This window comes from Kiloniella sp. (assembly GCF_048259265.1).
Classification (GTDB): domain Bacteria; phylum Pseudomonadota; class Alphaproteobacteria; order Kiloniellales; family Kiloniellaceae; genus Kiloniella.
In genome coordinates this window covers 79,780-102,441 of sequence record NZ_JBLXHT010000013.1, presented here as the reverse complement: position 1 = coordinate 102,441, position 22,662 = coordinate 79,780, and the positions used below count along the sequence as shown (strand labels likewise).

Sequence of the window (22,662 nt, the reverse complement as noted above, 5' to 3'; positions counted from 1 at the left end):
GAAAAACTGCGGGGGTTTTGTTGTTTTGCTATGCTATTTAAGGCCGAAAAACCTTCCACCCATTAGCTGTCTTTAACCAAAATGCGCCTTGAGTAATTGTTGTACGCCCCGCGGCAACATCAGTTTTTTCTTCAAACTGTATTGGTCCTTGATCCCGATTGTTTACTACCTGATAAGCACGTCCGCCCAATATTTTATTCACCTGTACATCTTTGCTTGATTTGATGGTGTATTTGCCACTGAGCAATTCAGAAACCATGCCCTTAATCATTTCAGGGGGCGGCCCACCAGCAAGAGGTAGATCGGTAAACATCGGTTCAAAGAAAGCCATATAACCCTTGGCATCACCAGCCTCTGCGGCTTGACGCATCATCTCTATCGCTTCCAACAAGCCATCATCAGTAGTAACGTCACCTGTCAAATAGCTGAAGGCGGGCTGGGCCTTGGCCTGAAAAATGGCGCTTTGTTCCCCTGCCCCTTGTTGATGCAGTTCAGCCAGTACATTTTCATTCTTACCCGGCTCTTTGGGAAAATCGCCTTCACAAGCAACGAAAACCTCTGCACGCCCTGTCGCATCTGGGTTATCAGTAATAAGTTCAATCTTGAAATCATTATCCCCCTCTAACAACAGGTTTGCCGGAACAGTATTCGAATGCGATCCCTTGTGATTTATCAGGATGACATTATTTACGCGCACCCTTAGTTCTGCTGCGTCACTTCCTTGAAGCGCAACCGCTGTTATTTCCTTACATGCAAAAGCAGGCATTGTAGTTAACCCCATTGATCCAATTGTAACCAGAGCCAAATAAACAGGCTTAATGTTTTTAAGCATGACTTTTCCTTTTGAATTTAAGGCCCGTAGAACTTGAAGCCCTTTAATTTCAAATCTTTTAATTGCGAGTATGGGAATGCCCTAAAGGTCTGATCATCAATCAGTCGGGCAGCACCCAATGTTTTGTTCACAACTAGGTCGGCCCAACACAAAAAACAGTTCAAATAAAAATATATTTTTTATCTAACTGTTTTTATTTCTATATTTCATAATAATTTTAACAGGTACCTTTGATCAATCCTGCGCCGTAAATGGAATCTCGTCCGTGATCCCCCAAATCAATTACGGAAAAAGACAACGCCCGGGATAATACCTGTCGTGACATTTTCGGATTATTTTTGAGAATATGCGACGCAACAGCCAAGGCGTGAGGTGTCGCAAAGGATGTACCGGAAACATACGCGCCCTTATTCCCCGGCACAGCTGTCCAGATATCCACACCGGGGGCGGCATAATCAATAAAATTCCCCTGATTTGCATCTCGGTATATCTTATGACGGGAATCAATGGCCGTAATTGTAAAGACCCCCTCTAAAGCCGCTGGGTAACTTACAGGTGCGTTAGGTCCTTGATTTCCAGCACTTGAGAAAACAAGGGCTCCTTTTTCTAACGAGAGAACGAAACCTTTGTTTAAAACGCTATTCGCCACGTCAGTGCTAAGCGAGACATTGATTAAACGCACATGATTTTCAAGCAGCCAATCCAGCCCCTGTAAAACAGCAACAGTACTCGCCAGTTGATCCCCAGAATTGCTCAACCTTAAAACCACCGCATTAAATAGCTGTGTTCCAGGTATCAGCCCTTGATAACCATTCTCCTGATTATTGCCGATCAAGATAGATCCAATTGAAGTTGCATGGCTGAGGTCAATCGTCTGATTACCCAAAAAATTACGTGATACAATGGCCTGCCCGTCAAAAGCAGCGTGGTGCTGATCAATCGCACCATCCAGAAGACCAATGGGGAAACCAAGCTGTGTTACCTGACACCCTTGATCCAGATCCCAACCAATCGCTTTTTGTGCATATAAACGAGGTTTTGCAGAAGCAGTAAGATCATTATTAAAATCAACCTCGGCATTTGGAAAAACAGTTCTCAGCTCTTGAATAACAGCCCCCGCGTTTGTAGATCGGGTCTGAATCAGTACCGATTGTAAGACACCGAGATTGTAAACTTCTAGAACAGGTAAATGACGTCTTTGAAGTTCGGAACGAACTGCATTTTCCTGTGCACCATCAACCAGAATAATGACATCCTGTTCGATAGAAACATCATTGACCACACTGGTTTCCGTTGGACAGATGCGTACACTTAAACCTGTTTTATCAAATACTTGGCGAGTACTCCTCTTAAAGAAGACAAGGTCATATTTTGTATCTAAATCAATACCCTTTTTAGGTAAATAGCTTGAGATCAGAGTATTTTTTTTATTTAGAATATCCAACTCTATCAAGTCATGAGTATTACTTAATCCCAAGCGATAGCTATTTGGAATATCGTCAAAATTTTTGCCCTGAATGGTTAATATTGTGCCCGGGCGAACACAGATTGCCCTTAGCCCGGAAAAAATAATCTCATCAGATCGGTTTCCTGTCGGTTGAGGCGTAACCGGATCACCAGTTACAGTACGGGACTTTCCTGTTGATGTCGACGCCCCCGGTATTGGCGGAGTATTGGGTATTGCCCCCGTACCTGGTTCTTCACTCGCGGGATCAGCAGATGTTTGTGCGGGTAAATCCTGCGGTATTCCAATTGAAAGCAGCAAGAAAACGACAAGAGTTAAGGAATGGCGTAACATCACTTACCACTACTTTCTCCGCCGTCACGTTGTACGGTTTCAACCAGATTTTTGTGCGCTTGAAGCTTGGCGATAACAGCTTCAGGATTTTTTGATACAGCCAGCTTATAAACGCCCAGAGATGAAGGGCCATCAATAATACGAGCATCAACAGCCAATAAAAGTTCGCGAATATTTTCTTCACGTGCCTCTGGAACAAAAGTAACCGATAGCACTGGACCACGGATATAGGCGGCATTACCACCACTCGCAGCAACCAAGTCTTTGTTGTTTTGCCACAAGGGCACAACATAGGCCGTCTGGACAAGCAACATAATACAGGCTGCAACCGCTGCTATCCGCCACACCTTATTTTTGATATTATCATTTTGTGGTAAACGTCTGGACCGTGTTGTTTGCTCTTTTGCAAGATCACGTTGCAAACGCTTCAGACCAAGCTGACCAGGCGAGCTTTCATGTGTTTGATTTTGAACTTCGTCTCTCAGGTTTTCCAGAAAAGCACATTCACCTCGAAGAGCTTTATCTTGGCTCAAAGCTTTTTTAACCGCCTCAAGATCTTCCCCCTGAAGACTACCATTCACATAGAATGGTAAGAGTTCTGAGATTTCCTTTTTCATGTTCAGCCTCCCATACGGTTGGACAGGCAACGTTTCATTGCCTGTTTGGCATGGAACATACGGGTCTTAACGGTATTTTCTGGACAGTCCACAATCAACGCAATCTCTGAATAGGGAAGGTCCTCGAAAAATGCTAGCTGCATGACTGCACGCTGAACTGCTTTTAGGGTATCAAGACAAAACTTGATATGATCACTTTTTTCAGCAGTCAAAAGACACGCCATAGCATCCGGACTATCATCCGCCGTTTCAGGAAAGTTGTCGCTATCCATTGGTATGTCTGTTTTCTTACGCATCCGATCCACCGTCTTGAAGTATGCTATTCCAAATAGCCAGGTTGATACTTTAGAACGCCCCTCAAAGGTTTCGGCTTTACGCCATACCTCTAAAAAGGTTTCATTTAGTATGTCGGCGGCTTCGAATGAATCGTTCAATTTTGATTTAATAAAAAGATACAGTCGTTTTTCAAACAGATGATAAAAATCAGCAAAGGCGATTTCATCACCTTTGCTGATACGTTGAAGAAGGGAATATGCTGTATCGTTTTCGGTCATTAATAATCCCTATGGCATATACAACAATTGACGTGGTGAGGACCCAATGACGCGCCCGCTTTTATCAAAAGCACGTAATCGCCAATCATAACTTTCCCCTGAATTCAGATTGTCCAAGGAAAAAGCAGAAAGTTTAAGTTTCAAATCCTGAGCGGAAACAACTTTTCCAGAAACAACCACGTCGTGACCGGGGGTAAGTATTTCTATCTGATAGGCAAGTGCACCAGGGACATTTTCCCACGCGAAAACAGTCTCCTGATTAACACGGGCACCGTTTCCAGGGCTCAAGGTCGTCAAATTATCAGCTGGCCTTTTTGTCGAAGTTTCGAGAACAAAATACCTCAATACAGGCAACTCCGTAATGCCGTCAGCATTCTCGACACTAAAGGTAAGCAAATAAAGACCATTTTTTGTTGTCGGTAATGCCGGGCTTACTATCCTGGTTCTGCCCTGCCCCGAACTCACAACCTGTTGCCGCACGACCTGTAGAATACGTCCACGCGCACTTCCAAGACTTGCTGTTGGGTCAATAATGCGCCATTCACCCTTTAAAAGACCGCTACTTCGGAAATTTATCTCCGCAATGGCTCGTCTTGTATCTCCTTTGGCAATAACGTCTGTTCTAGCATTATTATCAAAACGAAGATCAATACGATTAATGCTGAGCGCACCACCCTGTCCTGTCCCTGAAAATACAGACAATCGTGCTAAACCCGTTGTTTGTGTATCAGTAAAGGTTCTGGAAATAAGAACTGATCCTGCCGGGGCTTCTGCTATTTTTCTGGCTAGGGATGCCGAGATAGATAGAACCTCGCTAAAACGCAATGTCTCGCTTTGTGCAGGATTCAAAGTTGACTGTCGAAGCAAAGTACCACCAAGCGTCGCGACATTGGTGCCATTGATTTGAAGAACAGCATTTGTCGAACTGACCGGAACTGTTGCAGGGGCTGTTGGCTCTAACCTTGTGACATTCCACGTCAAAGAAAGAGATGACGCCCCTTTTACATTAAGATTAGCACGTTGGGGCGTCACCGTAACCGAAGTTACATTCGCCTCTGCTATCATTGGTGTAGCCAGTCCAACGCCGAACAAAACGCTGGGGACTAAAACCGCTTTAATAGCTAAGCGAAAATGGCGCTTTAACGCGCAAAACCATGTAGGCCTGATACTCTGTTTCATTTTGGGCACTATCTGCGTTTCCATTGAATTCCTCCATTGATCCTCTTAGGGCCAATGCCAAACCGGGGCGATTGGTACGAGGTCGAAGGAAAGTCCATTCTACCTCGCTATTAACGATATGACTATCAGATGAGTCGCCACTACCGCTCGCAAGGTTCAAATTATAATCAAAATTTAACTCAACTTTTTCTGGAACAAGTTCTGCTGTCGCCCCTAAATACAGGTTTGTGCTGAAACTGTTTTTATTTGTATCAAGGTCTTCAAACACGCCAAATTGGGTACCACCGTTTAGTTGCAGTCTATCAGAAACACTCCAACCAACATCCAGACCCGTCAAATTATTAACTGTGTCGCTGGAAATATTTGTATAATCATCAAAACGTGAATAGCTATGTGATAAAGACCAATACCATTCATCGTAGTTTGAGCCTCCACCCAGTGTTATTGACGAAGATAAGTTATCTGTATCTCCACCTTCATAACCATTTGGCGTTTTGACACGACCCAAACTGGCGAGATAACTGTTCATGTACAAATATGGGGTCCCTAGCCATTCAGTAAATCCAGACTGTTGATCAAAAGAATAGTTCATCCCAAAATCAATACTCTTCAAGCGATCTGTTGGAACGTTAGCCAGACCATCTACATTGTTGGTCTCATGTAAAGCGTAGATATTCGCAGATAAAGCGCCCCAATAAAGATTACTGAAAGCAGTATAGGCATCACGATCAGATATCATGCCAGGGTTAGCCAGACTTTCAAAGAAAGTATCAACACGGTCATAGCCAAAACCAACATCAATATTAAGTAGGTCATCACCAATGACGGGCCCTTCATCAAACAATCGATGCTCTATCAATAGTGATATAGCGTCGCTGCTGTCTTTAGGAGCATCACCATTATCTCCATCCTGATCAAATAGCGCATGTGCATATTGCGCTTTTAATCTTGTTCTTTGATGACCAAAGCTCTTTTCAACACCGATCCCCCAGCCAGAACCAGATGCAGAACTATCCAGATCTGAAAGACCAATCCCGCTTCCCTCTCCCAAACCATCATAATAGGTTCCCGTTAATTTCAACGCGTCCACATCAGTTGCAAAGGGTTTTACCGACAGACTAACACCTTTAAGACGGTTTTCCGTACTGTTAAGACCAGCCATATCTGCCGCCCCAGAAACGGACTCAGTCCCGAATGCAAAGCCTTGCGCCTCTACCCTGCTATCACTTGTCCCAATTCGCGCAGAAACACCCCGACGATAAAAGTCTGAAACAAGGAGAGTTTCCAGCCCTGTATCATGATGCCCCAGTGAAAAACCACCATACAGAGTATCTCCCTGATAATCTGCATTTATGTCATATTCACCCAAATCGATCGTACGTTCTGTCTGCGCAAAATCGACATCACTTTGCATCAAATAATTTGCATGACCATCGACCGTCCATTTTCCAGCGGCAAAACCTGAGTTAACATCGCCACTACCCGATAAAGTAGAACGATTGGTTGCATGTCCAATATTTTGCTGCACGACACGCCGACTAAATTCGGTTAGCGTATCTGCGCGAAAATATGCCGAACGCAGTAACCGCTCGGCCATTTCTATTTCCGGTGTTGTTTCATTTAAATCAGAAAGATTACTCGCAGAGCCTGAACCATCACCAACTATAGTAAAAGTCCATTGCTGCCTTACCTCTGACGAACCGTCAGGGTTTAGCATTACCAATTTCAATGTATGCTCATTTCCCTCAAGTGTTTGAAGTGGCTTGTATATAAAATCAACACCATCAAGGGAAAGAAGTGACGTAATATCAATACCGTCCAACTCGACACCAAGTTGTGTCAGAGTTATCACATCCAAATCATCCGGAAGATTTATTCGTATTTTTGCATCAGATGTTTCTGGCGGTGTAAAATCTGCAGTCCAATCGGCCAAGCTTGATTGAACGCATAAAAACGACAAAACTATTGCCGCTATCAGCGTCCCCAAACCATACCGATTTTTTTTTCGTTTTTTCAAACGCACGCCTGATATTCTCCAAGGCAGACTTTGTACAATTTTACACCAAGATACTATAGAAATCAGTAATTTGAACAATAATCCAAAGTGTATCAATTGTATCAGTAAAAGCTGAATTCATTTTCAACGACATAATAAAAGAGTCGCAGAGCCTTATTTCAGGCCCTGCGACATTTATTTCACTTTTGTTTATTGTGGTGTCTGAATTATCAGACGTTTGGGTCTTTCAGTTTCTTGTGTTGCTTTACCAAGGGGAGCACTTTGCGGCTTTTTTTGCACAGTACCACGTGCATCTGGCATTGTGTCGCCTCCCTGATTTTGATAACCACCCAGCTTGGCATTACTACCATTTACAGTTACCTGAGGCGTACAACGATGCTTGAAAGTCGCTGAACCAAACTCTTCCCAAGGTCCATAACTATCACTGTTTTGATCTTTGACCTGAGCTTCAATCGTCATCGCATGTTCATAGGTTTTATTGATTGTGTTCCACCATTTGAATTGTTGATGATTGTACATTTTTTCAATCAGGGGATAATCAAAATCAAAGTGCCTGTTTATCTGGCTCTCTGAATCGTAACTGCCCAAATAGATGTTTGGCAGTACAAAATTTCCTTCACTGTTTTTCACACCAATTTTAAAACGGACCGTTCCCTTACCTGCCCCTTTGTAGTTCACACGAATTTTAGGGTTAGGCGTCCCTTCGGAACATTTTCCAATATGATGCGGCATGTTTGGCTGAAAAATTGCCTGATTTAAAAGCAGGGATTGATTGTTGTTATACTGTGGATTATTGCCCACCTGTCCCAATTGAGCATTCAAAATAGGCTTATCGGTTATAGCGGGGTCTCCTTTATATTTGACTTGAATAGTAAAATTTTTGGTCTCAAAGCCAGCTTTCCAAGGGCTGTGACCTGGCGAGAGATATTTTCTGCACCACCCCGCAAGAGAAACAGGCCTTTGCAGAACGATTTCCTGATCGTTTTTATAAAAATCTGCTTTCGATCCACCACCTTGTAGGTGAGATTGTAATTTTTTATTGATTTCTTCCAAGGGATCAACGCGAACAGCCGGATGGCCATTTTTAATTTGATTTAAAGGAACTGAGAAACTCTCATCACCATCCGTACCCTCTGTTACCCACTTACCCAAGCCAATGCGGCTTTTATGACTAACTTCATAGGCACTTTGATACAGTGCTGCATTATCATTGATATCATCAACAAACATACCGAGAGGGCCAAAATAAATCTTGGCTTCTTTAAAATCTATTTTTTTATCATTGCCACACTGTACAAAACCATCGGCTTCGATCTCAATGGATGATTCCTGTACCTGTAAATTGACATTGTTTACAGACTTACTTCCTGAAGTATTCTTGACATTAATAACCGCGGCATACCCCGGAAAGCTCAGATCTACATTCTGAACGTACTCAGAGTTTCCACTAGATGCCGCAAAGACAGTGCTTGAAATGATAGCACTCGTCCCAAGTGCGGCAGCACTTACCCCAAGAAGTAACTTTTGAAACTTATTCATTTTGATCTCCTGTTTTGTCACTCACTGTTTCGAGTAACCCGATGTCGTCGTTACAGGGTCTGACGCGATAAGAACGGGAAAGGTTCAAAATAAATAATTTTTATTTCAGATAGTCCCATTTAAGCTATCTCGTTGTTCTCAATACAGACACCATGATGTACAAAAATTCTATCCCGTTGATCGATGAAAAATAATTTAAACGATTTTGGTATCTGCATTATTTCAGGAAAAGTATTGATTGTATCAAACAGAAGAATGGCTCTGTGATATGACCTGCCTTAAACCCAGAGCATAAAGAATTAAATTTGAACCTGGCTGACCGTCCCTACGACCAACTTCTATCAACGAATTGGAACAACGAATAAACAGGACATCAGAAAATGCCTATTACTCACCTTCAGGATCGCCCCCGAAAAGCACAATTACACACAGGTAATACTATAGTCTTTTCCGACTTATTTGATGATATTATTTCTAACATCTCCTCTCATAAGGACACACCTTCCTCATTTAGTAATCACAAACAGTTACTTGATAAAAATACACAACTCTATCTTGCAGCCAACTTGATAAACCTTCACGAAGCCCCCATTAATCTGTAAACTTTTCTAGAAATATGAAAGAAAAGGCTTCCTATGCTAATGAATATTTCTAAAAGCCTCTTATTTATTGGGTTACTTGTAAGTTCAGTTGGTTTTCACTCTCTTAAAGGACATGCCAACGCGCAAAAACCTGTCCTGAAAGATCTAAGCCAAGCATGTGAAGCCGACAGGTACAACCAACCTATCGGGGAATTTTCCGTCGATGTTTATTGCGATGATGCTTTGGGAATTAATATTTCAATTGTAAAATTGAAATTTGATGCCCCCATAATCGGCCCCTATAGCCTCACCCAAAGGACATGGCAAGGCGGTGACTGGGCTTTTTCTATCACCAGTTTTATGTGGGGAAATGACAGAAAATCTCTTTACGTTGCAACAGAAGGCTATAATGGAACAGGCAAAGCCTATTACCTAGATATCGAAACACAAACCAGCCAAGAAGTTTGGTCAACTTCTCCCGGTGACTGTGGCAGCGTATTAACAGGAATGAATGATAAAAACATCACGCTAGCAACAATTCCCTGCGATGGAAAACAACCCCGAAACATAGAGATCACGATACCTAAGAATTAGTTCTGATTTATTCTTTATACCCAATTACCCAAAGACATAACCTATTCCGCGAACGGTACGGATAATTTCTGGTTTTGTCGGATTAACTTCAATTTTACGCCGAAGCCGGGAAATACGAAGATCTATCGATCTGTCAAAAGGCTCCCACCCTCTATCATGAGCTTGTTCAAGTAATTGATCCCGGTTTAAAACACGCCCCCTATTTTCAGAAAAAACACGTAAAAGGCTAAATTCCATCGCTGTCATGGCAATTTCATTATTATCAGCATCAAAAAGCTGCGCGCTGTCCAAATGAAGTGTGCACACTCCAAATTGAATTGATCCATTGGTTTTAGTAGATTTTTGCTCTGACAAAGTGCTCGGAATTCTTCGTAAAGTTGCTTTTATTCTTGCTTCCAGCTCTCTCAAATCCACAGGTTTGGCCAGATAATCATCAGCCCCCATTTCCAGTCCGACAATACGGTCAACGACTTCAGATGCTGCCGTCAACATAATAACCGGCACGTCAGAGTTATTTCGTAAGTTACGAAGGGCAGTCAAACCATCTTCACCGGGCATATTAATATCTAGGATTACCAAATCAGGAGAATGCTTTTCAGTAAATTTATGCATCATTTTTGCATCGGCGGCTTCGACTGTTTCATAGCCACGATCACTTAAATATTCGGCAACCATTTCACGTAAATGTGGTTCATCATCACAGACAATAATTTTGTAACCATTCGCACCCATGTAAAACTAGATCCCTGTTTTTTGGATAAGTGATCGCATCATATTGACAAGCTCTTCAGGAGAAACAGGTTTATCCAGATGCAAGCATCCAGAATTCTCGATAAAATCAGCAACTTCCGGGCTCATTGAATCTCCAGTTACAAAAGCAGTTTTTTTAGCCATATCAGGAAATTCAGCCGTCATACGCTGTAAAAACTCTATACCATTCATACCGGGCATTTTCACGTCACTTAAAATTGCAGTGTAAGAATGTGCTTTTAATTTTGCGAGGGCATCTTTAGCTGAATTGGTAACCGTCACTTGATAACCGTCTTCACTCAAAATTTCGCTAATTAGATCAGCGACATCGACCTCATCATCAACAACCAGAACTTCTTGCTTTAAATGTTTTTTATCCGGAATATCAGGAACGTTTTTATTCTCATCTGTTACTTCCGCAACTTTCATTCGTACTGTAAAGCAAGTACCTTTACCTGAGGATCGGAAAGACAGGTTTCCGTGGTGGGCATCAACAATACGATGGCAAAAAGCAAGGCCGACGCCCGTACCACTTCCAACATCTTTTGTTGTAAAAAAAGGTTCAAAAATTCTGCCCTGGATCTCTTTAGGAATACCCACCCCGTTATCAATAACATCAACAACGACTTCGTTTAATAAGTCATCAAACGAGGAACGAATAATGAGTTTCCCCGCTTTTCCTTTATCAGATAACGCATGTTCTGCATTTACAATCAAGTTGGTAAAGACTTGTGCCATTTGATCATGGTCGGCATCGACAAAAGGCAAATCCTTCGCCAATGACAAAGATACCTCTGCACCAGATACCCTCACCCCATAACCAGCAACATCCATGGCGACTTCGATTGCTTCGTTCAGATTACAATTTTCTATCTGCATAGGACGCTGTCTGGCCATAGCCAAAAATGTTTTAACAATTTTGGCGCAACGCTCTGCTGCCATCGCAATTCGATCTACTCTTCGCTTTACCTCGGGATCATCCGTTTTATCCTGAAGCATCAAGGCATAGCCTACAACGATAGAAAGTGGATTATTCAGTTCATGGGCAACACCAGCGAGTAACCCGCCTAAGGCTGATATCTTTTCATTCTGATGTGCGATTTCCTTCTGCTCTTCCAACTCTTTTTGCATCTGAAGTTGTTCGGTGATATCTCGTGTTGATGAGACAATAACATCCTCACCTTTGTAATCAGTCACACGGGCAGACGTCAGACCTTGCATAATGCTGCCATCCCGCCGGCGAAACTGCACCCTATAATCATCCAATACACCCGTCGGCAACAAAGCCTTGAGATAACTTTCACGGTCTTGAGGTTTAATGAAAAAGCTTTTTGCCGTTTCTATATCACCAAACCGATCACGAGAAGCTGGCGGGAAATATATGATTTTTCCATCCGAAACACGGGATACCAAAAAGTTCGCAGGGCAAGCCTCAACAATTTTATGAAGCAACATATCTGCTTCACGGCTCGCCTCTTCTACTTGTCTTTGCTCGGTAATGTCCTTGATCGTAACCAAGTAATCGCCAAATCCGGTTTCATGTGAAGAACTTAATAAAAGACGTCCATCAGAACGTTCTATTTCAAGCCCCTTTTTATAACTTAAAACACCTTTGATAATTTTCTCAATCGTTTTCTCGGCTTCATTTGTGTTCTTGATTATAGATTTGTGATCACATGCATTTTGGTGTCCAGTGATCATCCCCTGCATAATTTTGTGTATGGGGCGCCCCCGCCTCAACTGATCATCAGGTACGGCAATAATATCGGCATACTTTTTATTCGATAAAACAAAACACAAATCAGAATCATAAAGTGCAACAGCAATATCCAATGATTGAATAATATCGAAAAGCACTTCAGGCGCAGATACTTTTTCGTCTGCATTCTGGTTCTCAAGTAGAACTTTTAGATAACAAGTATTTCCTTCTGGTGTTGTAAAACGTGACAATGAAAACTTATCACCAACAGTATTTTGCCAAACAAAGCCGCGATCAGAAGACTGCCATTTACGTATAACTGTTTGTATGAGGCTAGAATTTACTGATTTTCCAAAGGATTTTTCCAACACAAAATGCTCGACCTTGGTCTTAAGTAAGGTTTTCCGTTCTTCATCGCCCAAGACCACAAAACGATCATTGATCGTTAGCAAGCGTCCAGCTTTATCGAAGGTCGCAAAACCAGTCTCCATTTGAGATCCCTTTTGTAATTCCATCTCAAAAACAGACGTCACCACTTAATTCTCTTTCGATTACGCGCTCAACATTTCTACCTACGCTATTACATTAAAAGATGAAGGTATCTATTAGGTGCTGCCTGATAATTGTTTGTATCAATTGTAACACCTTATACCGACAAAGGGCTTTGAAAAATGCAGATAGCTTATTTTAAAAATAACGAAATAAAGATTATTCAGCTTTCAGCAAGACATTCGCACAGGACATCAGAATGATACAAACACACGTTATGATACAAAAAACATACTAAATAGCCCTAAATTCCAGACATGTACCAGATATGTAACAGTATCTCATTCAGGAGCATTAAAATCGTAAAGTTAGAATTTTTGATACCAATCATTATCATACTGGTACATCTGCTTGCCGTTTATTTGGGCTGGCAAAACAGTTGGTCAATTACTATCCCCAAATGGATTTTACGTATTACGTTGAGCTGCCTAACTTTATATTCATGCTCAATATTACAGGAAGAAATTCAATACAGTTTACGACCACAGGTGCTTTTGTTCTTTTTAACAAGCATAGTGCTTTGTGCTTCGCTGTGGATATTCTCTTCGCAAAATTTTATCTGGAGCATTTTTACAATCCAATTTTTAATTTTGGGATTTGGATCGATCTGGTTTATTTTCTTCTTTAAATTGACACGATTGTTTTGATTAAAATCAGAATAAAACATTACAGCTGTGTCAGATGGTGTTTTTCCAAAAGTTCGACCAACAACTTACCTGCCTTTTCTCGGTGAATTCGATGTATTCTACGTGCAGTATCTGCGTCTTTTGCCTCAATCGCATCAACGACTTTTGCATGATCTTCATTTGACTGCGCTGGTAACGGACGAAGTGTTAAAGTCAACATGCGCACCCGATGCGATTGGTCAATAAAGCGGTCAACCAACTCAATCAACCTATTATTGCCGCTCATTGAAACCAATAATTTGTGGAACTTTCCGTCCGATGCAGCCCATAACTTGAGATCTTGCGTCTGCAAAGCCTTTTCCATGTCTTTGACAGTATCTCTAAGGGATTCAATCTCTTCCTCGGTATGGTCGCGAGTTGCAGCTTGCCAGGCGGCCGTTGATTCAAGCCCTGTTAACAGGGCATAAATCTCTTTCATATCAGAAACTGATATTGGTTTTACCTTCATTCCGTGACGCGCACGTACCTCGACAAGCCCCTCGACTTCTAGACGTGTCATTGCTTCACGCGCCGGGGTCCGGCTTATGTCCAGTAACTCAGCAAGTTCGCCTTCCATAAGCTGCGTCCCAGGGGGAAGTTCATTTTCCAGAATGCGTCGTTTAAGCTCTCTATAAGCCTTTTCAGTTAAAGAGATTTTTGGTGATTTTGGTTTCTTTTTCTTGAGTGTTGTCACCAATAATTATCCCCTTTGCATTTAAGCTATTTTTTAACAATTCTATTGCGTTTATCAAGACTTGTTTCAGCGATCAATCAAATTAAGACACCGTCCTTGATCATTTGATTGATATGCAGCTTCAGCCACCTGAACATTAAGCAGATAATCTGATGCAGTATTCATCACCTCTTTATCATATAGCAAATGATCGACAACATGACGTTGCAAATTGAAAACACAATCTCCGCCAAAATCACAATCATCCCATGAATAGAGGATTTTTTCTTCTTCATTACTATCATGTTTACGCAGCGATATCTCGGCGTCACCGTTTAAGAACAAAGTTCCTTTTGCTCCCTCGATCCGCATTTCCCCCATCGTAAGGCGTCGATTTTTCGCTTTATGATCTGACAATCTATTCCCATCAAAAATACCGCGAGAACCATTTAAAAAATTAAAAATTATTATCCCGGCATCCTCACCTTTAATCACAGGATTCAAACGTCTTAGGTCAGCATAAATTGATTTCATATTCCCAAACAGAAAACGAAAAACGTCAATTAGATGCACAGCTGTCTCGTGCACTAAAAGCCGATCCATTTGTTGAAAGTAAGGTTGCCGTTCCATATAGGCATCAGGACCTTGACCATCCCCGGGACGTAACGCATAAGAAATCTGATAGAGCTCACCTAGAATATTTTGTGCTAAAAGTTCTTTGATTTTCAGGTGCCAAGGTTGAAACCTGAAATTTTCATGAATGATTACCTTTGCCTTTTTTTCTTTGATTAATGCTACCAGATCAGTTGCCTCTGCAACTGAAGGTGTAAAGGGCTTTTGACAAACCGCAGGAATCCCCCTGACGACACACGACTTTACATAAGATTGGTGCGTTACCGGGGGGGTAATAATATCAACCAGATCGGGTTTAGCTTCATCCAGCATTTGATCAAAATCCTGATAGATGGATTTAATTTGATATTTATTTGCCAATTCTAGAGCGGGTTCTATGGACCGATTGCATATAGCAACCATTTCCACCTCGGGAATTCTGGCCCAAGCAGAATATTGAAAGCGGCTAAAATATCCTGTACCGACAGTTGCGACCTTTAACGTTTTTGACGGCTTCATCAGGACGCAGTCTCACTTTTCATTGCAGGTTTGTTCGGGCCGTCAAAATTCCAATGCACCGGGGCATGGCCGACATAGTCCGAATCAAACGAATAGATTGATTGATCCAATAAACAACCAAGGTACCCGGTTTTTAAATCTGATCCACCGAACGCAAGACTTGAAATATTTTTAAGCTTTTTACTTTGTGCATTGTCCAGATGTGGACGCCCCATTTCGCCGGCTTGGAATGCAGCTTCAACCCACTCTAGATGTTCATTATTACAATCTTCGATCATAACGGTCTGTGAACCGTCAGGATCAATACGAATAACCCTATTACTCACAATAGATGTAATCCAAATACCACCATCTGTATCAAATGTCATACCATCAGGGAATGTTCCCAAACCGAATTTAGCAACAGTGGTTTTATTTGAGAGATCACCATTTTCAGCGATATCAAAAGAAACCAATTTTCGAGCAAAGGTTTCATTTACATAGAGTTTATTGCCGTCAGGGCTAACCAAACATTCGTTGGTATAACCAAGGTTATCGGCAACTATTCTGGGCGGTACATCTTCTGATGATGTATCCACCAGCACAACAAACCCATCACAAACATCAGGTTTATAACCTTCGCTTCTAGGCATTTTTCGTGTGCTGATCGTTATCCAGACACGTCCCTTTTCATCCAGATGTACATAATTACTTGGCGGTAGAGGTTCACCATCAACTTCCAGACAAAACGGGGTTGTTGTGCCATCTTGAGTTATTCGATAGACCCCTCCATCCGTATCCCCTAAATGAGCAACCAGAACAGAACCATCCGGCATCAGGCATATACCATTCGGTTTTAGGTTTAAGGATTTATCATTCGGTAACAAATACCACTGAGAACCATCGGCTTCTGTTATCCCGACGCCGCCGCGCCAATCAGCCGTATACAAACGACCATTTGATGTACTCAGGACACATTCTGGCCTGTTTAAGCCGGTCCCAACTTTCTCAATATTATCAAGACTTATCATCTTACTCATACCTTAAATACTCATTATTAAGAATGAGCCTGAATTTATCTTTTTAATCCAGGCTCATCATACCATAGCGTGAGGAACCTATCTGAATAACTCGACCATTGTCATGGATATTGCTGGAACGTAAGTCACGAGTAACAAAGCCGATATAGCAGCTAAATATAGTGGTGCCATAGCCCTTGCGATAGAAAGAACCCCTACACCTGATATTCGTGATGCGACATAAAGCGTTGCCCCAACTGGCGGCGTAAACAACCCAACAGCAACATTACACGTCATTATGACACCGAGATGCACAGGATCTACACCAAAGTTCATTGCCGTAGGAATAAACAACGGTGCTGTCAGCAGAATTGCAGGTAGCGGATCCAGAACCAAACCAAGCATCAGTAAAACAACATTAACCAACAACAAGAAGGTAAACGGGTTTTCCGAAACGCTATTGATAAACTGTGCAAGCATTTGAGGAAGTTGTTCAAGTGTAATCAACCATCCCAGCACTGTTGTAGCACCAATTACAACCATAACAATGGCACTGGTTATAAAGGAATCAATGATTAGCTTAGGCATTTCTTTGATACTGAAGTCTCTGTAGAGGACAACCGTTACAAAGAAACCATATACCACCGCAACCGCAGCAGCTTCCGTAGGCGTAACAAGACCGCCAAAAATGCCCCCTAATATCAAAACAGGCATAAATAATGCCGGCGCAGATCGAACAAAAGACCGCCAAAGAGCTTTGGCCGATGTTCTCTGCCCCCCAGGATCACAGTTGGTTTTTTTGCCGATGTAATAACAAACAGCCATAAACAGAAGGCCAAAAATCAGCCCAGGAACAACACCAGCAAGGAATAGATCAGCGACAGAGACATTCCCCACAAACCCATAAATTAACATCGGAATTGAAGGTGGAATAATAATTCCAATTGTCCCTGCTGCGGCAACCAAACCACCAGCAAATGCTTTGCTATAACCCTGCTTGGCCATATTTGGAATCATGACGGACCCAATCGCAGCAGAATCTGCAATTGCTGACCCTGAAATGCCGCCAAAAAGCATAGATGCACCGACAACAACAAAACCAAGACCGCCGGGTAAGAAGCCAAAAGCTTCTTTTGCAAAATCAATTATGCGTTGGCCGACGCCGCCTCTGCCCATTAATTCACCCGCAAAAATGAACAATGGTATTGCAATGAAGTGATTTGGTTCAACGCCCCCAATAAAATTGAGGTAAACAGCCTGTAACGGATACCCTAAATCAAAGACAAAAATGGGTAATATAGCAGTGATAAGGATAGCCCAGACGAGTGGTATGCCAATCACAATCGTAAAAAGGAATACGGCGCAGATAAAGAGTAATATCATTCGAAATCCTCCCAGCTATGGTCATCGGATTTCGAAATCCCGCCATCAATATTTTTTGAAATATTCTGTACGTCCACTAGGCAATTATACAGATGGAAAATCAGGGTAAAAAGCATGCCAACTGGCAAAGATGCGTACAACAGTCCTACGGGCCAATATAGAACAGTCGTCTTTTGAGCCCAGGTATGGAAGGCAATGTTACTACCATTATAAAGCACCGTTACCAATATTATGGTGATCACTAAATTGATCAAAATTTGCAATAGAGATTGCAACTTAACAGGAACAAGGTTTTCAACAATTTCGGTAACACGCATATGTGCTCCACGTGCAGTGGCAGCTGCGCAGCCAAGAAATGTCAACCACAACAGTAAGAACGCTGTAACCTCTAAAGACCAGGCCAAATCAAAGCCTGCGGCTCCGCGTAAAACTGCGTTGGAAAATATAAGTAAGAGAACAATCACACCGCCACAAACAAGAAAGATATCTATCGATTGGCTTAGATATCTTAACAAAGCGGGATATCGACTTCGGTAATCCACAATACGGGCTCCCAATCTGAATAAAAAAGAAGTGCCTCCTCAAAGAAAAGGCACTTCAATAACTTGAAACTTAATTTGCTGGGAGTTTTTTACGAATTTCAGCAGTATCTGCTAAAACTTTCTCAACTTCATCGCCATAAATACCTTTGGCTTTCTCATACACAGACTGAACTGAATCACGGAAGGGGCCAATTTCCGGAACACTTACTGTTGCACCAGCTTTTTTCATTTCTTCAATTTGACCATTTACGGAATCGCGAACCAGTTTACGACTGAATGCTGACGCATCAATCGCAGCTTTTTGAACAGCAGCCTGATCTTCAGGAGAAAAGCTCTGCCATGTCTGCTCTGAAACTGTTAGCGGCAAAGGACTATAAATGTGACGGGTAAGAGTAATATTTGGAGCCACTTCGTAAAATCGCAGCGATTTAATTGTATCTACTGGATTTTCCTGTCCGTTAACAACACCCTGTTGAATAGAAAGATAAACATCGGTAATCGGCATAACAACAGTCTGGAAGCCAATCGCTTCCATTGTCCATCTAATCATGTCGTTAGGATAAACGCGCATTTTCTTACCCTCTGCATCTTTAGGCGAGGCAAGAGGATCACTTGTAGTAAAGCTTCTAAAGCCAGCTTCCCAAGTAGAAAGAACACGAAATCCTTTTTCAGGTAGCTTGGCAAATTCCGCTTTCATCCACGCGGAATTATCATAAAACTCCCACCCCTGTTCATATGTATCAACAAGGAAAGGCATTGCCGTTAGATTCAAACTTGGTTGATGTGTTGCATAACTTCCTGTCGCTGAAACCGTAAAATCAACTCCACCTAATTGCAGTTGTTCAATTGCTTTTGGGTCATTGGCCAACTGACCAGCAGGATAAATTCTTACTTTATAACGTCCTTCGGTATATTCGCCGACTTTTTCAGCAAAAACTTCGGCTGCGGCTTGTCTCGAGCCTCCGGGATTATCCGTATGACTAAAGCGAAGAACCTTTTCAGCATAAGCATCACCAGAAGTCAGCATTGCAACCCCCAATAACGTGACTGCCGTAAGTGTTTCGGTCGTTATTGTCGATATTTTTTTTAACATTTTAGCCTCCCCAGCTAACAGCATATTTTGCCATTTTAAATTCAATTCGGATTGCTGCTTTAAGTGACTCAGATAACACAAACATCACCAGCATCCTTTAACCTGGGTAACGATAAATTATTAAATGAATGTGTCAATGTATATTTTAATGTATACATTGACACATACTGAAATTACCTATCTAATGCAAACCATCAACAATATCAAAAGACAAAATAAGAGTTTGTTTTATATAGATTATTAAAAAAAAGGCGAAGTTTATTTGTTTTAATACCATAGCAAAAATAAATTATTTCCCTTTAAATAAACAACACATAACGCACTCTTCTGACCAACTTTCAGAAAGAGATAATAACCAAACAGGACACAAGAAATGAGTAAACCGTCTTTTCAAATTGCTATAATTAAAGGTGACGGAATTGGGGTTGATGTAACCGAAGCAACACTCGCCATCATCAATGCCGCACAACAAAGAGTCGAAGGTTTTAGACTTGAGTATAATTACATTTCAGCAGGCGCAGGATACTACAAAGAAACAGGTAGTGATATTGAAACGGGTGGCGAAGAAGCAGCGGGAAAAGCTGATGCTATTTTTCTTGGCGCAATTGGCCTCCCCTCAATCCGCTATGACGATGGCACAGAAATATCGCCCCATTTACGTCTAAGAGACCGCTTTCAGCTTTATGCAGGTGTACGCCCCATCAAGGCATATCCAAATGCCCCACAACGCCTTGCGGATACCAAAGCAGCCGATATCGATATGATTATTTTAAGAGAGTCAACCGAAGGCCTTTTCTATTCAGCTGCAGTACACAATCGATGCCCAGTACAAACAAATGACGAAGTACAGGATATTGTCCGTATCACACGTAAAACCACTGAAAAATTACATGATTTTGCCTTTAAGTTAGCACAAAAAAGAAAAGAACGGGGGGGCAAAGGACAAGTCACCTGCGTTGATAAAGCCAATGTTTTTAAGTCGATGGCTTTCTTCCGACAGATTTTTGATGAAAGAAAATCGAACTTCAAAAGCATTCAAACCACATATAACTATGTTGATGCGCAGGCTTTGGATTTTATCAGACGACCTTGGGATTTTGACGTTCTGGTGATGGAAAACATGTTTGGTGACATTCTTTCAGATCTTGCTGGTGGGCTCGTTGGCGGTATGGGTATGGCATCATGCGGAGAGATTGGTGATAATCACGGACTTTTTCAACCTGCACATGGCAGTGCGCCAGATATAATGGGGCAAGACAAAGCGAACCCGCTAGCAGCAATTTTAAGCGGTGCTTTGATGCTTGATTATCTGGCAGATAAATCTGGCGTTCTATCTGTGGAAAATGCTGCAAAAGTTATCGAACAGGCTGTTTATCAAGGTTTTAAAGATAATGCTATTCGTCCAATGGAATTTGGCGGTGATATGGGAACAAAAGCTGTAACCCAAGAAATCATCACGCGTATCCAGCAGAAATAGACGAGAAAATTATGAGTATCATTTTAGGCTGTATCGCAGACGATCTGACCGGCGCCACCGACCTTGCCATGATTTTGGTTCGTGAAGGTATGAAGACGGTACAAGTGGTAGGAGAACCAAATGCTAATACCCCTGCCCCAGATACCGAAGCAGTGGTTGTTGCCCTGAAATCAAGAACGAATGATGCCCAGGAAGCAATTTCGATGACCATAAACTCTTGTAAGTGGTTGAAATCTCTTGGTGCGAAACAAATTTTCTTTAAATACTGTTCTACATTTGATTCAACAGACAAGGGAAATATCGGTCCGGTTACAGATGCGTTGATGTCGCACCTTGAGTGTTCCAGTACAATCGCCTGTCCAGCCTTTCCAGAAAACAGCAGAACCGTTTATCGGGGATATTTGTTTGTAAACGATGGATTACTTTCAGAATCATCTCTTCGCGATCATCCTTTAACGCCAATGAAAGATGCCAATCTTAACCGCATTCTTTCGGCCCAATCATCAGCAAACATTTCAAACCTCTACTTTGAAGAGATCGAAATGGGTCACGATGTTATTTCACAAACAATTGCCGAAAAAGAAACTGGCCCTAGAACCATTTACATCACAGATGCACTAAATGATAATCATCTAAGATCAATTGGTAAAGCTTGTAAAGGTATGAAGCTTGTCACAGGTGGGTCTGCTGTTGCGCAAGGGTTGCCCCTAAATTTTGAAGAACAGGGGTTGCTTAGATCTAGAAGAGAAGAGCAATTATTTTCAGCCCCAAAAGGCCCCAGTGTCATTCTGTCCGGCAGTTGTTCAGAAGCTACACGCAGCCAAGTAAACTATGCACAAAACCACTTACCCAGTTTCTCTTTGGATGCCGTTGCAATACTTAATAACGAGGCCGTCGTCGAAAAAGCCGTCACATGGGCAGCTGACCGCATAAACGCTGACACACCTGTATTACTATATTCATCGGCAGATCCTGCTGTTGTTAAACAAATACAAAACAACCAGAACCAAGTTGATGTCGGCTCTCGCGTAGAAGCCGTAATAGGTGAGATAGCGCAACAACTTCATGCGCTCGGAGCATGCCGTTTTGTCGTTGCTGGCGGTGAAACATCAGGGGCTGTGATAAATGCTTTGGACGTCAAAACAATGTCTATTGGTCCGCAAATTGATCCGGGTGTTCCGTGGACCACGACAACTGTTGATAAAAAACCAATAGCATTGGCCCTAAAATCCGGAAACTTTGGAACAGAAGACTTTTTCATAAAAGCACTAAACCAACTGCAGCAATACGAAATATCATAACAAGGTTATTTTTAATGCAATTTTTGGAACTGCGTCAGGATCTAATCCAAACTGTCCTGCAAATGAATAAAATGGGTATCAACCAAGGAACGTCTGGGAATGCAGCAGCAAGAGTACCGGAAGGTTTTTTGATCACACCTTCTGGCATGGCCTATGAAGATATTACGCCAGAAGACATCGTCCTAAAACGTTTCAATGGAACCTACGAAAGTCCAAACGGCTTACGAAAACCATCGAGTGAATGGCGTTTTCATGAAGATATTTTCAATGATAGACCAGATGCAAATGCCATTGTCCATACCCATGGCAAGGCTGTCATGACGATCGCTTGCATGCAAAGGGAAGTCCCTCCCTTTCATTATATGATCGGTCTTGCTGGCGGGGATACCATCCGTTGCGCCCCCTACCAAACTTTTGCAACGAAAGAGCTTTCAATTGTTGCAGTAGAAGCACTCAAGGACCGTAAGGCTTGCTTGCTTGCAAATCATGGACAAATCGCTTTGGGCAGCAATCTGAAACAAGCTTTATCCATGGCGATGGAAGTCGAAACGCTCTGTGATGTTTATTGGCGAACCCTCGTTGCTGGTGGCCCAACTATTTTGGATAAAAATCAAATGGATGAAGCACTGGGAAAGTTTAATAAAGGGTACGGTAGTGCCAAAGCTTTTGTTTCAAGTGAGAGTACATAAT

General features: G+C 42.1%; 19 protein-coding genes. 4 read left to right on the top strand and 15 right to left on the bottom strand.

Annotated features, from left to right (window positions below; all coding sequences use genetic code 11):
* Positions 1-37 precede the first annotated feature (37 nt).
* The 7 genes from ACN0QW_RS17530 to ACN0QW_RS17500 form a co-directional block, all read right to left on the bottom strand.
* On the bottom strand, positions 38-832 hold the full coding sequence (locus ACN0QW_RS17530) for a hypothetical protein (RefSeq protein WP_417433299.1): 795 nt from the start codon (positions 830-832) through the stop codon (positions 38-40).
* Between the two features lie 217 nt (positions 833-1,049).
* Positions 1,050-2,630 carry a S8 family serine peptidase gene (locus ACN0QW_RS17525; protein WP_417433297.1) on the bottom strand — a complete coding sequence of 527 codons (1,581 nt, stop codon included), beginning with the start codon at positions 2,628-2,630 and terminating at the stop codon, positions 1,050-1,052.
* Positions 2,630-3,247, bottom strand: coding sequence for a S8 family serine peptidase (locus tag ACN0QW_RS17520; protein WP_417433295.1), 618 nt, complete (start codon positions 3,245-3,247; stop codon positions 2,630-2,632). Before ACN0QW_RS17520 ends, ACN0QW_RS17525 begins: the two co-directional genes overlap by 1 nt.
* Before the next feature lie 2 nt (positions 3,248-3,249).
* The gene (locus ACN0QW_RS17515) at positions 3,250-3,801 is read right to left on the bottom strand and encodes an RNA polymerase sigma factor (protein WP_299376493.1); all 552 of its coding nucleotides are present in this window, start codon (positions 3,799-3,801) and stop codon (positions 3,250-3,252) included.
* 9 nt (positions 3,802-3,810) lie between these two features.
* On the bottom strand, positions 3,811-4,866 hold the full coding sequence (locus tag ACN0QW_RS17510) for a hypothetical protein (RefSeq protein WP_417433293.1): 1,056 nt from the start codon (positions 4,864-4,866) through the stop codon (positions 3,811-3,813).
* Between the two features lie 49 nt (positions 4,867-4,915).
* Entirely contained in the window at positions 4,916-7,003 is a 2,088-nt protein-coding gene (locus tag ACN0QW_RS17505; protein ID WP_417433292.1) for a hypothetical protein, read from the bottom strand.
* A gap of 183 nt (positions 7,004-7,186) precedes the next feature.
* On the bottom strand, positions 7,187-8,536 hold the full coding sequence (locus tag ACN0QW_RS17500) for a hypothetical protein (RefSeq protein WP_417433290.1): 1,350 nt from the start codon (positions 8,534-8,536) through the stop codon (positions 7,187-7,189).
* A gap of 641 nt (positions 8,537-9,177) precedes the next feature.
* Between ACN0QW_RS17500 and ACN0QW_RS17495 the strand changes: the two genes are divergently transcribed.
* Positions 9,178-9,711, top strand: a complete 534-nt coding sequence (locus ACN0QW_RS17495) for a hypothetical protein (RefSeq protein WP_417433288.1) — start codon at positions 9,178-9,180, stop codon at positions 9,709-9,711.
* 24 nt (positions 9,712-9,735) lie between these two features.
* Here the strand turns inward: ACN0QW_RS17495 and ACN0QW_RS17490 are convergent, their stop codons facing one another.
* From ACN0QW_RS17490 to ACN0QW_RS17455, 8 genes are all read right to left on the bottom strand, one after another.
* The gene (locus ACN0QW_RS17490; RefSeq protein ID WP_417433286.1) at positions 9,736-10,443 is read right to left on the bottom strand and encodes a response regulator; all 708 of its coding nucleotides are present in this window, start codon (positions 10,441-10,443) and stop codon (positions 9,736-9,738) included.
* A gap of 6 nt (positions 10,444-10,449) precedes the next feature.
* Positions 10,450-12,693, bottom strand: a complete 2,244-nt coding sequence (locus ACN0QW_RS17485; protein ID WP_417433284.1) for an ATP-binding protein — start codon at positions 12,691-12,693, stop codon at positions 10,450-10,452.
* A gap of 682 nt (positions 12,694-13,375) precedes the next feature.
* Positions 13,376-14,068: a GntR family transcriptional regulator gene (locus ACN0QW_RS17480; RefSeq protein WP_417433282.1), complete on the bottom strand. Its 693-nt coding sequence runs from the start codon at positions 14,066-14,068 to the stop codon at positions 13,376-13,378.
* A gap of 66 nt (positions 14,069-14,134) precedes the next feature.
* Positions 14,135-15,178 carry a Gfo/Idh/MocA family protein gene (locus ACN0QW_RS17475; RefSeq protein WP_417433280.1) on the bottom strand — a complete coding sequence of 348 codons (1,044 nt, stop codon included), beginning with the start codon at positions 15,176-15,178 and terminating at the stop codon, positions 14,135-14,137.
* Positions 15,178-16,197, bottom strand: a complete 1,020-nt coding sequence (locus tag ACN0QW_RS17470) for an SMP-30/gluconolactonase/LRE family protein (protein ID WP_417433278.1) — start codon at positions 16,195-16,197, stop codon at positions 15,178-15,180. The genes ACN0QW_RS17475 and ACN0QW_RS17470 overlap by 1 nt, the downstream gene beginning before the upstream one ends.
* 78 nt (positions 16,198-16,275) lie before the next feature.
* The gene (locus ACN0QW_RS17465; protein ID WP_299381150.1) at positions 16,276-17,559 is read right to left on the bottom strand and encodes a TRAP transporter large permease; all 1,284 of its coding nucleotides are present in this window, start codon (positions 17,557-17,559) and stop codon (positions 16,276-16,278) included.
* The gene (locus ACN0QW_RS17460; protein ID WP_417433276.1) at positions 17,556-18,101 is read right to left on the bottom strand and encodes a TRAP transporter small permease; all 546 of its coding nucleotides are present in this window, start codon (positions 18,099-18,101) and stop codon (positions 17,556-17,558) included. Before ACN0QW_RS17460 ends, ACN0QW_RS17465 begins: the two co-directional genes overlap by 4 nt.
* Positions 18,102-18,171: 70 nt before the next feature.
* Complete coding sequence (locus ACN0QW_RS17455; RefSeq protein ID WP_417433274.1) at positions 18,172-19,194, bottom strand: TRAP transporter substrate-binding protein; 1,023 nt, start codon at positions 19,192-19,194, stop codon at positions 18,172-18,174.
* Positions 19,195-19,567: 373 nt separating this feature from the next.
* On the opposite strand from ACN0QW_RS17455, the gene ACN0QW_RS17450 reads away from it, so the two are divergent.
* The 3 genes from ACN0QW_RS17450 to ACN0QW_RS17440 are packed head-to-tail and all read left to right on the top strand — an operon-like array spanning position 19,568 to position 22,661.
* A complete protein-coding gene (locus ACN0QW_RS17450; protein ID WP_417433272.1) occupies positions 19,568-20,671 on the top strand; it encodes an isocitrate/isopropylmalate dehydrogenase family protein in 1,104 nt (367 codons plus the stop codon).
* Between the two features lie 11 nt (positions 20,672-20,682).
* On the top strand, positions 20,683-21,972 hold the full coding sequence (gene otnK, locus ACN0QW_RS17445) for a 3-oxo-tetronate kinase (RefSeq protein WP_417433270.1): 1,290 nt from the start codon (positions 20,683-20,685) through the stop codon (positions 21,970-21,972).
* A 14-nt stretch (positions 21,973-21,986) separates the two neighbouring features.
* Complete coding sequence (locus tag ACN0QW_RS17440; RefSeq protein ID WP_417433268.1) at positions 21,987-22,661, top strand: class II aldolase/adducin family protein; 675 nt, start codon at positions 21,987-21,989, stop codon at positions 22,659-22,661.
* Position 22,662 lies beyond the last annotated feature (1 nt).

Bases quoted from the DNA above. Each gene is read 5' to 3' on its own strand.
- ACN0QW_RS17530 (WP_417433299.1), bottom strand. From the start codon at position 832: ATGCTTAAAAACATTAAGCCTGTTTATTTGGCTCTGGTTACAATTGGA.
- ACN0QW_RS17525 (WP_417433297.1), bottom strand. From the start codon at position 2,630: ATGTTACGCCATTCCTTAACTCTTGTCGTTTTCTTGCTGCTTTCAATT.
- ACN0QW_RS17520 (WP_417433295.1), bottom strand. From the start codon at position 3,247: ATGAAAAAGGAAATCTCAGAACTCTTACCATTCTATGTGAATGGTAGT.
- ACN0QW_RS17515 (WP_299376493.1), bottom strand. From the start codon at position 3,801: ATGACCGAAAACGATACAGCATATTCCCTTCTTCAACGTATCAGCAAA.
- ACN0QW_RS17510 (WP_417433293.1), bottom strand. From the start codon at position 4,866: ATGATAGCAGAGGCGAATGTAACTTCGGTTACGGTGACGCCCCAACGT.
- ACN0QW_RS17500 (WP_417433290.1), bottom strand. From the start codon at position 8,536: ATGAATAAGTTTCAAAAGTTACTTCTTGGGGTAAGTGCTGCCGCACTT.
- ACN0QW_RS17495 (WP_417433288.1), top strand. From the start codon at position 9,178: ATGAATATTTCTAAAAGCCTCTTATTTATTGGGTTACTTGTAAGTTCA.
- ACN0QW_RS17490 (WP_417433286.1), bottom strand. From the start codon at position 10,443: ATGGGTGCGAATGGTTACAAAATTATTGTCTGTGATGATGAACCACAT.
- ACN0QW_RS17475 (WP_417433280.1), bottom strand. From the start codon at position 15,178: ATGAAGCCGTCAAAAACGTTAAAGGTCGCAACTGTCGGTACAGGATAT.
- ACN0QW_RS17470 (WP_417433278.1), bottom strand. From the start codon at position 16,197: ATGAGTAAGATGATAAGTCTTGATAATATTGAGAAAGTTGGGACCGGC.
- ACN0QW_RS17465 (WP_299381150.1), bottom strand. From the start codon at position 17,559: ATGATATTACTCTTTATCTGCGCCGTATTCCTTTTTACGATTGTGATT.
- ACN0QW_RS17455 (WP_417433274.1), bottom strand. From the start codon at position 19,194: ATGTTAAAAAAAATATCGACAATAACGACCGAAACACTTACGGCAGTC.
- ACN0QW_RS17450 (WP_417433272.1), top strand. From the start codon at position 19,568: ATGAGTAAACCGTCTTTTCAAATTGCTATAATTAAAGGTGACGGAATT.
- otnK (WP_417433270.1), top strand. From the start codon at position 20,683: ATGAGTATCATTTTAGGCTGTATCGCAGACGATCTGACCGGCGCCACC.
- ACN0QW_RS17440 (WP_417433268.1), top strand. From the start codon at position 21,987: ATGCAATTTTTGGAACTGCGTCAGGATCTAATCCAAACTGTCCTGCAA.